Annotated in this window: 12 protein-coding genes and 1 pseudogene; 8 read left to right on the top strand and 5 right to left on the bottom strand. The window is 58.9% G+C overall.

What is annotated here, in order from left to right; translation table 11 throughout:
* Positions 1 to 208: 208 nt before the first annotated feature.
* Complete coding sequence (locus LPU83_RS67715) at positions 209 to 415, top strand: hypothetical protein (RefSeq protein WP_024318409.1); 207 nt, start codon at positions 209 to 211, stop codon at positions 413 to 415.
* A 230-nt stretch (positions 416 to 645) separates the two neighbouring features.
* Entirely contained in the window at positions 646 to 1,977 is a 1,332-nt protein-coding gene (locus tag LPU83_RS67710; protein ID WP_024318410.1) for a hemolysin family protein, read from the top strand.
* A gap of 10 nt (positions 1,978 to 1,987) precedes the next feature.
* Here the strand turns inward: LPU83_RS67710 and LPU83_RS67705 are convergent, their stop codons facing one another.
* Both LPU83_RS67705 and LPU83_RS67700 read right to left on the bottom strand, forming a co-directional pair.
* Positions 1,988 to 2,560 carry a response regulator transcription factor gene (locus LPU83_RS67705; RefSeq protein WP_024318411.1) on the bottom strand — a complete coding sequence of 191 codons (573 nt, stop codon included), beginning with the start codon at positions 2,558 to 2,560 and terminating at the stop codon, positions 1,988 to 1,990.
* Positions 2,561 to 2,920: 360 nt separating this feature from the next.
* The gene (locus LPU83_RS67700) at positions 2,921 to 3,784 is read right to left on the bottom strand and encodes a DMT family transporter (protein ID WP_024318412.1); all 864 of its coding nucleotides are present in this window, start codon (positions 3,782 to 3,784) and stop codon (positions 2,921 to 2,923) included.
* Positions 3,785 to 3,871: 87 nt separating this feature from the next.
* On the opposite strand from LPU83_RS67700, the gene LPU83_RS67695 reads away from it, so the two are divergent.
* Positions 3,872 to 5,287 (top strand): aminotransferase-like domain-containing protein, encoded by a 1,416-nt coding sequence (locus LPU83_RS67695; RefSeq protein ID WP_024318413.1) that lies wholly within the window; start codon positions 3,872 to 3,874, stop codon positions 5,285 to 5,287.
* 30 nt (positions 5,288 to 5,317) lie between these two features.
* On the opposite strand, the gene LPU83_RS67690 is transcribed toward LPU83_RS67695, so the two are convergent.
* Complete coding sequence (locus LPU83_RS67690) at positions 5,318 to 6,094, bottom strand: DUF1194 domain-containing protein (RefSeq protein ID WP_024318414.1); 777 nt, start codon at positions 6,092 to 6,094, stop codon at positions 5,318 to 5,320.
* Between the two features lie 261 nt (positions 6,095 to 6,355).
* Between LPU83_RS67690 and LPU83_RS67685 the strand changes: the two genes are divergently transcribed.
* Together LPU83_RS67685 and LPU83_RS67680 are read left to right on the top strand one after the other, a co-directional pair.
* A complete protein-coding gene (locus LPU83_RS67685) occupies positions 6,356 to 7,321 on the top strand; it encodes a S1C family serine protease (protein WP_024318415.1) in 966 nt (321 codons plus the stop codon).
* A 148-nt stretch (positions 7,322 to 7,469) separates the two neighbouring features.
* The gene (locus LPU83_RS67680) at positions 7,470 to 9,356 is read left to right on the top strand and encodes a potassium transporter Kup (protein WP_167546236.1); all 1,887 of its coding nucleotides are present in this window, start codon (positions 7,470 to 7,472) and stop codon (positions 9,354 to 9,356) included.
* Between the two features lie 877 nt (positions 9,357 to 10,233).
* On the opposite strand, the gene LPU83_RS67675 is transcribed toward LPU83_RS67680, so the two are convergent.
* Positions 10,234 to 10,569, bottom strand: coding sequence for a helix-turn-helix domain-containing protein (locus LPU83_RS67675; protein WP_024318417.1), 336 nt, complete (start codon positions 10,567 to 10,569; stop codon positions 10,234 to 10,236).
* A gap of 1,166 nt (positions 10,570 to 11,735) precedes the next feature.
* Positions 11,736 to 12,506 carry an SDR family NAD(P)-dependent oxidoreductase gene (locus LPU83_RS67670; protein WP_024318419.1) on the bottom strand — a complete coding sequence of 257 codons (771 nt, stop codon included), beginning with the start codon at positions 12,504 to 12,506 and terminating at the stop codon, positions 11,736 to 11,738.
* Positions 12,507 to 12,770: 264 nt separating this feature from the next.
* On the opposite strand from LPU83_RS67670, the gene LPU83_RS67665 reads away from it, so the two are divergent.
* The 3 genes and pseudogenes from LPU83_RS67665 to LPU83_RS67655 all read left to right on the top strand — a co-directional run bounded on the left by LPU83_RS67665 (position 12,771) and on the right by LPU83_RS67655 (position 13,986).
* On the top strand, positions 12,771 to 13,298 hold the full coding sequence (locus LPU83_RS67665) for a dihydrofolate reductase family protein (protein WP_024318420.1): 528 nt from the start codon (positions 12,771 to 12,773) through the stop codon (positions 13,296 to 13,298).
* A 95-nt stretch (positions 13,299 to 13,393) separates the two neighbouring features.
* Positions 13,394 to 13,638, top strand: a pseudogene (locus LPU83_RS74870) (tyrosine-type recombinase/integrase); the annotation flags it as partial.
* Positions 13,612 to 13,986, top strand: coding sequence for a YciI family protein (locus tag LPU83_RS67655; protein ID WP_425301970.1), 375 nt, complete (start codon positions 13,612 to 13,614; stop codon positions 13,984 to 13,986). The pseudogene LPU83_RS74870 and the gene LPU83_RS67655, both read left to right, overlap by 27 nt.
* The last annotated feature ends 51 nt before the right edge of the window (positions 13,987 to 14,037 follow it).

Raw genomic sequence — 14,037 nt, 5'->3', positions numbered from 1 at the left:
TTTCTTCGCTATCGCGAGGAATGACGGCGCAGCCGGCAGGGGAAGAAAACGAGCCGGCCGTTGCGGGAGGACGATCGAGCCGAGCATCGCGAGGCGGTCCCCGGTCAGACATGCCCCATCGAGACAGCGGTGGGTGTGCCTTGCGCAGATTAAAGGGACGGAAATGGCGGGCCGAGGGCGCACCTCATCGAGGCTGCAAGGGCCGCGCATGTTCTCATTCAAGAATGCCCATCTGTCGGAGACAGACGGATTGCTGTCCCTGAGTGTCAGCCTAGTCAATCACCTGTCGCGCCGATCATACACATTGGCGAATTTTGGCGTGACGAGCCCCGTGGAGACGATCGACGTGGCATGTTTCGACAAGCGGCTTCAGTCACTGCGCAGGTCGATCGACAACTCCTTTTCCGGCGATTGACCGGCTGGGCCTCGCCGCGCAGCCGAATTTCGGGGCGATGCGACGTGGTCACCGCGAAGACGACGTGCCGCAAGCCCTGGTCGCTGGAAGGAACTGACGGGCGAGGACGACTGGCGAAAGTCGAGGTCTTTGACAGCGAAAGCGGGGAGTGCTGCCGCACCTTCGCGATAGATGATTAACTCACCGTCATGTTAAGGTTCCAGCTCTTTCGACAGCTGGAGCTTTTCCGCATGCCCGACCAGGATGGCAGTATTTTCGACTATATCGGAATTCTTGCTGTAGTTTTACTCGTTGCGGCAAACGGATTTTTCGTCGCCGCAGAGTTCGCTTTGGTCTCTGTCAGGCGCAGTCGCGTCGCCGAACTTGTAGCCGCTCGCAGGATGAACGCGTCGGCCCTGCAGCGCGCTGTCGATAACCTCGATGCCAACCTTGCTGCCACGCAGCTCGGGATCACGATTTCCTCACTGGCGCTTGGATGGGTCGGCGAACCTGCCCTTGCTCATCTCATCGAGCCGCTGTTGGGCTGGTTGCCGGCGGGCTGGGCCGCCACGGGCTCACACACCATTGCCGTGGTGATTGCGTTTGTCATCATCACTTCGCTCCACATCGTCCTCGGCGAACTGGCACCAAAAAGCCTTGCCCTACAAAGAAGCGAAGTGACATCCCTGGCCGTCGTCAGACCGCTTCGCCTGTTCCTGGTGATCTTCAAGCCCGCCATCGTCACTCTCAACGGCATGGGCAACCTCGTGCTGCGTGCTGTGGGGCTTCATCCCGGCACTGTCGAAGCCTCCTTCCATTCGCCACAAGAACTGAAACTACTTGTTGCCGAGAGCCAAGAGGCTGGCCTTCTCAATCAGGTCCAGCAGCTGTTGCTCGAACGCGTGTTCAACATAGGAGATCGACCGATCTCCGACATCATGACGCCGCGCCTTGATGTCGACTGGTTCGACGCCGATGGCAGTCAAGCCGAAATCCTCACGACGATCCGGAAGTGTAGACATGAGCAGCTCCTCGTCGCACGAGGATCGATCGACGAACCGATTGGCATGGTTCTCAAGAAGGACCTGCTCGATCAGGTGCTGGACGGAGGCAAATTGCGTCCCATGGATGTGATAAAGCAACCATTGGTGCTGCACGAGAGAACATCGGTCGTTCGGGTGCTCGACAGCTTCAAGGCATCGCCGGTGCGGCTTGCGATTGTCATCGACGAGTACGGAACCCTTGAGGGCATCATTACCCAGACAGACCTGCTGGAGGCAATTGCGGGAGACCTTCCGGGTACGGATCAGGAACCAGATATCGTCATACGCGCCGACGGTTCATTGCTCGTCGATGCGATGATGCCGGCATTCGAAGCGTTTGATCGCCTTGGCATGCGCGACAAGCCGGAAGGAGATTTCCACACGCTCGCAGGTTTTGCCCTCCATCATCTGCAGCGTATTCCAGAGGTTGGTGAAATATTCGACTTTGACGGCTGGCGGTTTGAGATCATCGACATGGACGGGATGCGTATTGACAAGATATTGGCGACCCGCACCGCCACCAGTGATGCCGGCACCTAGGACGTGCCCCTCACAACAGCGGGGTGCGCTTGAGGAGGCGCTGCAGCGTCCGTCGGTGCATGGACAATTGGCGTGCAGCGCGCGCCACATTGGCGCCGCACGACCTGTAGACGTCCCTGATATGCTCCTGGCGGACATTACCGGGAGCCGGGAAGGACGACCGGAACGTCGGCTGTCTAAGATCCTTGTTCAGCAGAACGCCAATCAGAAAGTCGACGTCGGTCGGCTTGGGAAGGACATCGCTGCCACCCGACTTGATTGCCTTTACGGCGTTAGACAGGTTGCAGAAGCGGCTGTGCACTAGCGTGCGGCAGCGCGGATAGCGTGCTGCGATAGCTTCAACCAGGCCGATGCCATCGCCATCATCGAAGACGAGTTCCACGATGGCGAAAGAGATGGTTCTTTCGCGCAGGTGCCGTCTCGCCGCATCGGCGGTATCGGCGAGGCATACATGAAGGCCTTTCCCGATCAGGCTTTCGACAAGCGGCGAGGCCGTTCCCACTTCGGCATCAGCGATTAACACCGCATTTTGCCTGGCAGTAGCCGGATGCCCGCTCGAATGAATGAGATCAGCCGAAGTCATCGTCGTTCCCCTTGCTTCATGAGGCTTGAAGTGTAGGAGGATTGTGCGGCGCCAGACACTATACATACGGTTAGATCGGCTTCGGGTACAAAGCATCCCCCGGTGAGGTCGTCACATAAGCAAGGAAAGCCCGCGCGGTAGTTCGTGATGATAGCCGCGCTTCGATTGCGATTGCGCGAAGACGCACGCCATTGTCGTGGCAATCAAAGCTGGATCTACGCTTCCAACGACCGTCGGGCCAAAGCTACACGCACGCCGATGGCATCGAGCTGCTCTCAGATCGATGTCGGCATCGGGCAGCGAGCGAGCGTCGGGGAGCGTGGCTGCCGCTTGGCCGGAAAGCGGCGTTAGTGGCCGTTGCTATCGTGCGAACTTGCGGGCAGCCGCCACGCAGGCAATGACCGCGGCGGTCACTGCAAACATGGTCCAAGTCACCGTTTCATGCAGCAGGGTTGCGGCCAGGGTCAGACCGAGGAAGGGTTGAAGCAATTGCAACTGCCCAACACTGGCAATGCCGCCTTGCGCCAGGCCCCGATACCAGAAGACAAAACCGATCAGCATGCTGAAGAGCGAGACGTAGACCAGGCCACCTAGCGCAGGGGCATTGATATGCGAGAAGCTTGCCGGCATGAACCAGATCGAGGCCAGGATCATCACTGGGAGAGACAAAACGAGCGCCCAGGAAATGACCTGCCATCCTCCCAATGTTCGCGAAAGTTTAGCGCCTTCGGCATAACCGAGCCCGCAGACGATGATCGCCGCCATCATCAGAGCATCTCCGACGGGCGCAGCGCTGAGGCCCTGCGCCAACGCGAAACTGCAAACGAATGCACTTCCCATTACTGCAAAGAGCCAGAAGGCCGGCTTCGGACGTTCTCCGCCGCGAATGACGCCGAAGACAGCGGTGGCAAGGGGCAACAGGCCGACGAAGACGACCGAATGCGCCGACGTCATGTGCTGCAGCGCGAGCGCCGTCAGCAATGGGAAACCCACGACCACGCCTGCAGCGACCACGACCAACGAAAAGACATCACGCCGTGCTGGACGCTTCTCTGCGAAAAAAAGCAGCAGTAAAAGCGCCAGCGCACCGGCGATTGCCGCCCGCGCGACCGTCAAGAACACCGGATCAAACTGCATGACCGCGACACGCGTCGCAGGCAGCGAGCCGCTGAAGATCACTACGCCGATAAGGCCGTTAAGCCATCCAGAAGCCGAGCGGTCCATATACCTTGCCTTTCTCATGTGCCGTCCTTATCGGGCCGGAGGCATGGTCACGCCAGTGACAGTCTGATACAGTTTTATAAAACTGTTATGCCTGAGGAAGCAGTACAGATGGATGGAGCTGAGGAACGCAATATCAGCCGAGTGGCGATGGTCATGGCCACAATTCGACAACGGATTGCCGGCCGCATTTTGACGCCAGGTGCGAAGCTGCCGTCGGTTCGGGCAATGGCAGCAACAGCTGGCGTGTCCACGTCGACGGTCGTCGATGCCTATGAGCGCCTGGTTGCTGAAGGTGTGATCCTGTCCCGACAAGGTTCCGGTTTCTACGTCGCAAACCAGGCCGCTCCATTTTCGCTTTCCGAGATCAGCCCAAAGCTGGACCGGGCCGTCGATCCCTTCTGGGTATCGCGCCAGTCGCTGGAGGCCGACGACAGCAATCTAAAGCCAGGCTGCGGGTGGCTTCCGCCATCGTGGCTTCCAGAAGACGGCATTCGCCGGGCGTTGCGGGGGCTGTCGCGCGCCGGCAGCACTGCGCTCGCCGACTACGGCTCCCCTCTCGGATTGCCGCCACTGCGCCAACACATCGCAAGGCGCATGGCGGAGCGCGGGATGGAGGCATCGCCGGATCAGATCATGTTGACCGAGTCCGGGACCCAGGCCATCGATCTCCTTTGCAGGTTCCTCCTCGAACCGGGGGACACGGTGCTCGTGGACGATCCGTGCTACTTCAATTTCCAGGCACTGCTGCGGGCGCACCGCGCCAAGATCGTCAGCGTTCCCTATACGCCTTCAGGTCCGAACATCGAGCTGTTCGCTCGGACCGTGGAAGAGCATCGACCGCGCCTCTACATCACCAATTCGGCAATCCACAACCCGACGGGCGCCATCCTTTCCCCCGTTGTTGCGCATAGGATCTTGAAACTTGCCGACAAGTTCGACCTGACCATCATCGAAGACGACATCTTCGCCGATTTCGAGCATACGCCGGCTCCACGCCTGGCGGCCTTCGACGGCTTGGAGCGAGTGATCCAAATCGGAAGCTTTTCGAAGACCCTGTCTGCCTCGGCCCGTTGCGGCTTCATTGCCGCAAAGCGGGAATGGGTTGACGGGCTGATCGATCTCAAGATCGCGACCTCTTTCGGCGGCGGACGGCTCTCTGCCGAGCTTGTTTACAAAGTGCTGAGCGATGGCAGCTATCGCAAACACGTCGAGGTCCTGCGAAGCCGGCTCTCGAAAGCGATGTTCGACGTTTCGGCCAGACTGAAGAACCTCGGCATCATCCCTTGGCTCGAACCTTCGGCAGGAATGTTCATTTGGTGTCGACTGCCCGAAGATGCTGACGCAGCCGATGTCGCACGTGCCGCCCTGAAAAGGAAGATTGTCTTGGCGCCTGGAAATGCGTTCAGCCTCTCCCAATCCGCAAAGAACTTCATTCGTTTCAATGTTTCCCAGACACTTGATGCGCGGGTCTTCGATGTGCTGCGCGAGACGCTGAGGGACTGAATTTGCAAAGGCGAGGCGAGCCTCGTGACATCATCGATCGAACATATCCTGCCACTGCCGCTCACCGACCATGCAGTCGGTCGCCGGTTGGTCAGCAATCCTGTCCATCGTGGGCTCAGGAGAAAGACCGCTGACTTCCAGGACAAGCTTGCGGCGCACCGCCACAGCGAAATCCTCGATCTTGTTGACTGGCAAGACGAAGGAACCGGGGCCGCCAATCACGCAATCGGCATAATACTTGTCGAGTCCGCCTGGTGCGCCAGAGGGGCGCAACATGAGTGCAAGTCCGTTGATGACGATGCCGGCCTGAACTGCCTTGTCGCGGGTTGGCGCAACTGGGTTTCCGGAATTGTTTGTGCCGTCGCCGGACACGTCGATCACTTGTCTCGTGCCTGAATATGGGCTGGAGACGATCATTGCAGCCCCTTGGGCAATCGCGGTGGAGATCGACGTGCGGCGCTGCGTGGTGATCGGTCGCTGCTCAAGCTTGCTGGCAAAGCCAATCGCATCCTGCTGTGTCTCGATCACATGCCAGTCGATGACGGAACCGGGCACCACATAGCCCGCCCATTCGAAGTAACTGATCGCAATGCGTCCGGTGAGCCCTCCCGTCACCGCCTCGATGAATTCTTTGTGCTTGAGCGCCTCGACATAGCCCTCCCGCTGGATGCGCACCTCCTCCTGATCCATAGACCGGGACGTGTCGACAGCGAGGACGAGTTTCACATCAACCTCGCCTCCGCCCAGCGGCACCGTTACCGGGGCCGCAGCTGAGAGGCTCATGAGCATCGCAAGCGTTGCAAACATCGGCGCTCCAATCACCCATTGTCCACTGTCGAAAATGTAACACAGCTTGATATGCAGGCGACGTCGCGATGCATCCTCCAAGTCAACTTTCGGTGATGCGTCACGTAATGGGTGTGAAAGACGTCTCGCTCGACCCCACTTGATTTGAGCAAGCTGCCATCTCATTTGATATCCCTATCTCAATCTGTCGAACCGACAGCCTCTCGCCTTTGCAGCCGCTGCCGTTCCTCAAATTGGACGCCGCGCGTCCGAGGAGTTTTCATGGGTTTCATTGATCGTGACGTCCAGCCGTCACATGACGCCAGCCTGCTGGACGCCTATTCTCAGTCAGTTTCGAACGCGGTCGATCTTGTTGGGCCGGCGGTCAGTCGCATCGAAAGGGTGGGCGGTCGGGCCGGACATGGCTCCGGATTCGCGATCTCTCCTGATGGTCTGGTCGTGACGAACAGCCACGTCGTCGACGATGCAAAATCCGTTCGGATCAAAACGCCAGATGGCACCGTGATCGAGGGCAAGGTGCTGGGTCGCGATCCGGACAGCGATCTTGCGCTCATTCGTGCGAACGATTGGGCAGGTTCCTTTGCCCGGCTTGGAGACTCCAAGACATTAAAGCGCGGGCACATTGCAATCGCAATCGGAAATCCGCTCGGTTTCGAGTGGACGGTGACGGCCGGTATCGTTTCGGCCCTCGGCCGATCGATGCGCGCCGCCAGCGGACGACTGATGGATGATGTCATCCAGACGGATGCTGCGCTCAATCCCGGAAATTCCGGTGGGCCACTCGTGTCCTCGGCAGGCGAGGTCATCGGCGTCAATACAGCCGTGATCCAAGGCGCGCAAAGCATCGCTTTTTCTGTGGCATCCAACACCGCCAAACATGTTGTGTCAGAGCTCCTGCGGTTCGGCCACGTGAGGCGCGCCTATATCGGCATCGCAGCCGATACCGTAGAACTGCATCGGCGAGTGGCCTTGGAGGCTGGGCTTGTTCAGACAACGGCCGTGCGTCTGCGCCGGGTGGAGGAGGAAAGCCCGGCAGCGCGAGCAGGACTTCGGGCGGGAGACTATCTGCTTGCAATCGATGGCCACCCCACATCGGGCATCGACGACGTGGTGAGGCTTCTTGATGGCGACAAGATCGACATGGATGTCGAGGTGTTGATCTTTTCGGTGGTGGGTCGGATTGAACGACACATCGTCCGGCCGGCGCACCGACCGAAATCGGAGTAGCTTCGCCAACGCGGTCTGTCAAACACGCCGCGTTTGTTCGAGCTCGGCGGGTCGCAAGACAGCCTCTCGTCAGACATTGCAATGCGAGCGTCGCGGTGGCAACCTTCGCTTTGGTGCCAATCAGGATCCCAACTTGACCCACCCCCAGATGCGCCTCGATGATCCGGAACTGGAACACGAGACTAGGAGCGGAATGCCGTCGCTCGTGCTCGCGGCGCTCGGGGTCGTCTACGGCGACATCGGCACCAGTCCCCTCTACGCCTTCAGGGAGGCGTTGCACGCCACGGCCGGATCGGGGACGCATCACGCCAACGTTCTTGGCGTCCTATCCCTTATCGTTTGGGCTCTTACCATCGTCGTCACCGTAAAGTACGTCTCCTTTGTCCTGAAAGCAGACAACCGAGGCGAAGGCGGCACGCTTTCGCTGATGACACTGGCGCGCGAGGGCCTCGCGGGCCGTCCAAAGTGGGTTCTGATCCTTGGAGTAGTGGGCGCTTCGCTGTTTCTCGGTGACGCCATCATCACGCCGGCGATTTCGGTCCTGTCGGCTGTCGAAGGCATCGAGGTCGTCGCGCCCGCCTTGTCGCACTGGGTCGTGCCGATCACGCTTATGATCATTGCCGTTCTGTTCTTTGTCCAAAGGTTCGGAACGGGCGGAGTAGCGTCGGTGTTCGGGCCGATCACCGCCCTATGGTTCCTGGTGCTCGGCATTAGCGGCGCGATCCATATCTTCGACGATCCTTCCGTCCTTGCCGCGATCAATCCCCTTCATGCCTTTCGCTACGTCGCCGACAATCTCGGATCGACCATCGCGGTACTGGGCGCCGTTTTCCTTGCGGTCACCGGCGCCGAAGCGCTGTATGTCGATCTCGGCCACTTCGGCCGTCGCCCGATCGTCATCGCCTGGTTCGCGCTCGTCTTCCCAAGTTTGCTGCTCAACTACTTCGGCCAGGGCGCGTTCGTCCTTTCTCATCCCGAGATGGCAGCCCATCCATTCTTCGGCATGCATCCGGAATGGGCGAGGCTTCCGATCGTCTGCCTCGCAACCGCGGCCACCGTCATCGCCAGCCAAGCGGTGATCTCCGGCGCCTACTCGCTTGTGCGACAGGCGATGCACCTGAACCTGCTCCCTCGCCTTCAGATCCTGCACACGTCAGAAACGCATTCCGGGCAGATTTTTATGCCGCAGGTGAATAGCCTGCTCTTCATCTTCGTCGCCGCGCTGGTCCTTTTCTTCCAGAATTCCAGCGGGCTGTCGGCCGCCTACGGTATAGCGGTGACGGCGGAAATGTTCATCACCTCGGTGCTGCTTTTTGTTGTGATGCGGCGGATCTGGCACTGGACGCTGGCCGTCGCCGTCGCCGTGATCGTCCCGCTGGCGATGATCGATGCCGGCTTTCTTGCCGCAAACGTCGCCAAGTTCGCCGACGGCGGCTGGGTTCCAGTGACCGTGGCGTCAGTCATGGCGCTTATCATGCAGACCTGGACGGCCGGACGCAGACTTCTTGCGAGGCGGACAAGGGCCGATGAGATTCCTCTGTCCGTCATCATCAACAATCTCGACCGCAAGAAGCTCCCGACGGTGCCCGGGACCGCCGTCTTTCTGACAAGTGACGTCGAGGGCGCGCCGACAGCACTTCTTCACAGTCTCAAGCACTACAAGGTGCTTCACGAGCAGAACGTCATCCTCAGCGTCACGACCGCCACGACCCCGTTTGTGCCCGACGACGAGAAGATCTTTCTCGAGAGCTTCAACCCGCTCTTCAGCCGGATCGTGATTACCTTCGGGTATATGGAGACGCCGAACATTCCCCGCGCGCTCATCCTCGTGCGCAAGCTCGGTCTGAAGTTCGACATCATGTCGACCTCGTTCTTTCTGTCACGAAGGACCATCCTGCCTTCAAGGAAGGGAGGTATGCCCTTCTGGCAGGACAGGCTGTTCATCGCCCTTTCCAGGAACGCGAGCAATGCGACAGACTACTTCGGACTGCCGAGCGGGCGAGTTGTCGAACTTGGCCTTCAGACAATAATCTGAAACAGGCACATGAAAGTCTTAAGTGTCACCATTGCGCGCCACCGCTGAGCTTCGACCAAATTGCCTGCAAACCGATCCGGTTCCGGAAAGCCAGCGTCGCGAACGAGCGTGCTGACATATGTCCGGCGGGCTTTGGCGTCGTATTTGATCGCCTTGAAATCTTCGACGCGCATGTTGATTTACGGATCATCTGCAGGGCCGATATACTGGCGTTGCTGCCTATGCCCCTCGCCTTCGCTCGGCTGATCGAAATACCAGTATTTGCGACCCTTGTTGGCGACACTACGAAGCGACCCTCAACGGGAAGTCAGCCGAGAACCTGGCATCCAGCAACGGTTGCCCGAGTTCAGTCATCGTGCGATACATGAGATCGATCTGCTTCATGTTGGCTTCGCTGTACTAAATCAACACTTTAGGACAACGCTCTTATCGCCTGCAATCTGACCCTTTTTGGCTTTGGAGATGGTCGAGGGACCATTTGCACTAAATCCACGATTTTAAGACAACGTCGGGTCCGGCACAGGACGGCGCACCGTCCCTGGCAAGTTGATCACGCGTGGCACCGGGGGCAAGTGCTTCACACCGGCAGAAACAGCGAACCAGGATCCATTCCGTCGACAGGATGTCGGGACCAAAAATTGGAGGGCTAACGCACCAGCGCTAGACCCTCCGCAAAAACCTGCTGCGGCATACCGCGTTGCCTTAAACGGTCGCCCGCAGATTCTCGTGTCCCGATGAGACATGAAAATCCTATGCGACTCGACAAATAAAGGAAAGCGCAACGAAACCGATCATTTATCGCGCTTCTATCCATGTAGTCAGGGAATGATCGTGCCCTGCCCTCGTGTTTCATGGAACCCACTTCCACGAAAAGCAGCTAACTTTTCGAAAGCTCGTGGATCTGCCGCAAGCGGTTCTCGGCGTCATGGAGCTTCTCCAATAGTTGCAGGTCTTCAGATTGCATCGCCTCGCCCACGAAGCCTCCGAGGATTTCCATTGGCGTCACTTTCAGGGCGTTGCAGAAGCCGACGAGAGTGGACGCGGCGATCCGGTTGAGCCCGCGTTCGTACTTCTGCATCTGCTGGAACGTCACATTCACGGCTTCGCCGAGCGTCGTCTGCGTCATCCCACGCATCTGCCGAAGCTGGCGAAGGCGCTCACCTATCGCCTTGTCGATATCCGAAATGCGTGCCTGACGAACACCTCTTCCCATTTGTCGTTTTTCTCTCAAATCAAAGGACGTTCGAGGAGTTGGATGGCCAGCTCGATCGCCGGCCTGTCAAGGACGTCGATGAGCGCGCAAGCGATAAAAGCCACTCTTTCCAGTTCGGCCTGCGAATGAAGACGACCGTGCGATCTTCGCCCGCATACGCAGGGACAACCCGCGCTTCATAAAACCCATCGTCCCGCTTGATCGTCCCGAGCCGTCTGCCGATCGGTCGTCCAAGTCGCTTCTCTTCTTCGGCCACGTAGTGCATCGGTTTTGCTCCGGCCTTGTCCGCAAAAGCCCGTGAACGATCTGGACGCCGCGCATTCGTTCGTCCGGAGCTGACGGGCCTGCCACTTTTTCGCAAGAAGTCGTTGCTGCTTGACAAAAGAAACCCAACACGCCTTGTCCGATCGTATGCGGTCAATGCCCTCCAGAATGGCCCGCATATCCTTTGCTTCGTCGGCCTCCAACGAGACGAGGGGAACGCCGTCAAGTCGCGCCGGCATGTGCGTGGCTTTGTCGATGATCGACCAGCCTACATATTTCATGCAGAGACAATATCCGGCCATCAAGTAAGTCCCTTGTCAAAGGCAAGATTGAACAAAAACGACGGCGGCGGCTATTTACCAAATTGGTCGGCCTCCCCCGATCAAAAGTTGTACATTCTCGTTTCCAATTCCGGGATCTGGTTTCAAGGCACGGCATCGTACAATGTCCGTTTGCAGGACATAAGGTCGCGCTACGGGCGCATCCATAGATCAGCGTGCGAGCGCTTTTGTGGCCCGGTGATAATCCTCAGCTTTCCTTTCCCTCGTCAGACGGACCAGACGACGAAGAAGGAGGAGTGCAGATCAACTGCCTGAAAAATCTCCAAGTGGACCAAGGCGGCCCGCCTGATTTCTCCATGAAACGAGCACGCGTCGTATCGGGCGCAGTTCATGGCTGTTTGGAGACGAACAGTAAGCGGTGTGCCGCTCACACGTCGACGGGATATAGTCGGATGCCACCGCGTGACGCGATATGACAACTGTGCGCCAGAAGCCGGCACAGGCATTGTTCTTCAGGTAATGCTGGTCGAACTCTGCCTTTGCCGATGACGTAAGGCGATCCTTATCCGCCGAAATCGTCGTTCTCATCTGCACAAGACTTGCGCTGCAGGCGCCTCGGCCTCAGGCGACGGACCATCCACCGTCCACCAGCAGGTTCGCGCCGGTGATTAGGCTCGCAGCCGGTGATGCAAGGAAGACTACGGCGCCCACCACATCATCGGTTTCACCGATCCGGCCGAGTGGAATGTGACCGAGCGTCGCTTTGCGATTGTCGGCATCGGATAGAAAAGGTGCTGTACCATCGGTGTGAATGAACGTCGGCGATACGGTATTTACGGTAACATTATAGCGTGCCCATTCGGCTGCAAGGCAGCGCGTGAGATGATTAATTGCCGCCTTGCTCATGCAATAGATTGCCTCGCCGCGCAGTGCCACGGTACCGGCCTGTGAGCTGATGTTGATGATCCGGCCCCCATTGCGCTTGATCATGTGACGGCCTACTGCCTGCGTCATCAGAAAGGTGCCCTTGATGTTGACATCGAGAATCTCGTCAAGGTCCTTCTCCTCAACGAGTTCTGCGAGATTGCCCGGAGCCACGCCGACGTTGTTGACGAGGACGTCGATCCGACCGAACGTAGTAAGCGCCGCATCGACGGCTTGTGCGATATGGGCCTTATTGGGAATGTCCAGTTCAACAGGGAGAACTTTTCGTCCCGCGCCTTCGAGTTCGGCAACCAGGCCCGCCGACGCTGCGACATCGCGGACCCCCAAAACAATATCGGAGCCTGCTGCGGCACAGGCAAGTGCGCAAGCTCGACCGATGCCACGGCTTGCTCCCGTCACCAAAGTCACCTTGCCCTCAAGGCTGAAGTCCGGCGCATTCTTCTGCATCATCATGCCTCCCTCGATGAAGCTCATTTATGGCAGCGTCGGCGTGCGGATGCCAGATGTTCTGCGCATGCCGAGGAGCGTCCTTTGACCAAGGGCGATCCCCCAGCGTCTCTAGAATCAGATTGATCGGCAGCCCGAGCGTCACCGCGTTCACGCGCAGTCCAAAAGAACCAATAGCAACATAAAACCAGTCCAGCTATAAAACTGATTGCATAATGCAATTAGAATTGCGGTGGCGTGGGCGCTTAGGAGGAGAAAGAGGGCATGGCCAAGCTCGTCTTCGGAATGATGCAGTCGTTAGACGGCTACGTCGATATGGAGTTTGCGCCAAGCCCCGCTCTCTTCCGTCACTTCATCGAGGAAGTGCGCGGCCTGACCGGCTGCGTGTACGGTCGCCGCATGTATGAGATCATGCGTTATTGGGACGAAGATCGCCCTGATTGGGTTGGGCAGGAACGCGACTTCGCGGCGGCGTGGCGAAGCCAACCGAAGTGGGTCGTGTCGCCCACGTTGAAGTCGGCCGGCCCCAACGCCACGCTCGTCGAGGACGAGCTTGAGCCGGCAGTGCGCGGACTGAAGGCTCGGCTGGGTGGGGAGATTGAAGTTGCCGGACCAGACCTGGCGCGAAGCCTTACCGATCTTGGTCTCATTGATGAGGATCGACTCTACCTCTGCCCCGTCGTGGTGGGTCGCGGTAAACCTTTCTTCGCCGGCCCGCGCGAGCCGCTCCGCCTAGCGGCCAGCGATCGGATTGCCGAGGACGTCATCAGGTTGACGTACGTTCCTGCCTGATCGCGCGACCCGCCTGGTGGATTGCGCCGACGCGTCAGCTTGCTTTGGGGCCGACAAGCGCCGATTGTGATATTGTCTGCCCGCCCAGCAGGGCGTTGCGGCGGGAGGAGTGGCGGAGACTTTGTCATAGAACCGTCGTATCGCGTCTCCGGCATCCGTGGAACAAGGGCATTATTGTCGGTCAGAAGCGGCCACTTCAGCCAAAGAACGTTTGGTCGATCTGCGTCCGTCTTGAAATGACCGGCGCAACGCTGGAGCTTGCTCTCTTTAATCTTGCGATAGATAGCAAGCTTCGCGCCTGCGACCTCGTCAGCTGAGGGTCGACGACCTATGGTCCGGAGGGGATCGGTTCACCGAGGAGCTGGTCAAGGCCGGCGTCTTCATTGCTGCCGCCGGCCTCCAGAATAGCGCTCAAGCCAAACGCATCATTCTCGATGGTCCGGGCCACACGGTCATCGATGGGCCGTTCGCCGAGACCCGCGAGCTGGTCGCCGGTTTCTCGATCTGGGAGGTCAGGGACATGGACGAGGCCATGGCTTGGGCGAAGCGCGCCCCCAAATTCATGTCGGGTAAGAGTGAGATGGAGATCCGCCCGTTCTACGAGGCGGCGGATCTGGCCGAGTTTCTGACACCCGAGAAACTCTCGACACCTCGTGAAGGGGAGCGCGGGAAGCTCGGCGTTGCCTGATCCCGTCAGAGTAAGCCGGCTTGTCTCCTCTAGCCTTTGTCAAAAAGGCGG

This window comes from Rhizobium favelukesii (genome assembly GCF_000577275.2).
In the GTDB taxonomy this organism is placed as follows: domain Bacteria; phylum Pseudomonadota; class Alphaproteobacteria; order Rhizobiales; family Rhizobiaceae; genus Rhizobium; species Rhizobium favelukesii.
This window is presented reverse-complemented; position numbering and strand designations above follow the sequence as displayed.

What these genes read in the sequence shown, in the direction of transcription:
- LPU83_RS67705 (WP_024318411.1), bottom strand. Translation starts at nt 2,560, where the DNA reads ATGACTTCGGCTGATCTCATTCATTCGAGCGGGCATCCGGCTACTGCC.
- LPU83_RS67710 (WP_024318410.1), top strand. Translation starts at nt 646, where the DNA reads ATGCCCGACCAGGATGGCAGTATTTTCGACTATATCGGAATTCTTGCT.
- LPU83_RS67670 (WP_024318419.1), bottom strand. Translation starts at nt 12,506, where the DNA reads ATGCAGAAGAATGCGCCGGACTTCAGCCTTGAGGGCAAGGTGACTTTG.
- LPU83_RS67690 (WP_024318414.1), bottom strand. Translation starts at nt 6,094, where the DNA reads ATGTTTGCAACGCTTGCGATGCTCATGAGCCTCTCAGCTGCGGCCCCG.
- LPU83_RS67715 (WP_024318409.1), top strand. Translation starts at nt 209, where the DNA reads ATGTTCTCATTCAAGAATGCCCATCTGTCGGAGACAGACGGATTGCTG.
- LPU83_RS67665 (WP_024318420.1), top strand. Translation starts at nt 12,771, where the DNA reads ATGGCCAAGCTCGTCTTCGGAATGATGCAGTCGTTAGACGGCTACGTC.
- LPU83_RS67685 (WP_024318415.1), top strand. Translation starts at nt 6,356, where the DNA reads ATGGGTTTCATTGATCGTGACGTCCAGCCGTCACATGACGCCAGCCTG.
- LPU83_RS67700 (WP_024318412.1), bottom strand. Translation starts at nt 3,784, where the DNA reads ATGGACCGCTCGGCTTCTGGATGGCTTAACGGCCTTATCGGCGTAGTG.
- LPU83_RS67675 (WP_024318417.1), bottom strand. Translation starts at nt 10,569, where the DNA reads ATGGGAAGAGGTGTTCGTCAGGCACGCATTTCGGATATCGACAAGGCG.
- LPU83_RS67695 (WP_024318413.1), top strand. Translation starts at nt 3,872, where the DNA reads ATGCCTGAGGAAGCAGTACAGATGGATGGAGCTGAGGAACGCAATATC.
- LPU83_RS67680 (WP_167546236.1), top strand. Translation starts at nt 7,470, where the DNA reads ATGCGCCTCGATGATCCGGAACTGGAACACGAGACTAGGAGCGGAATG.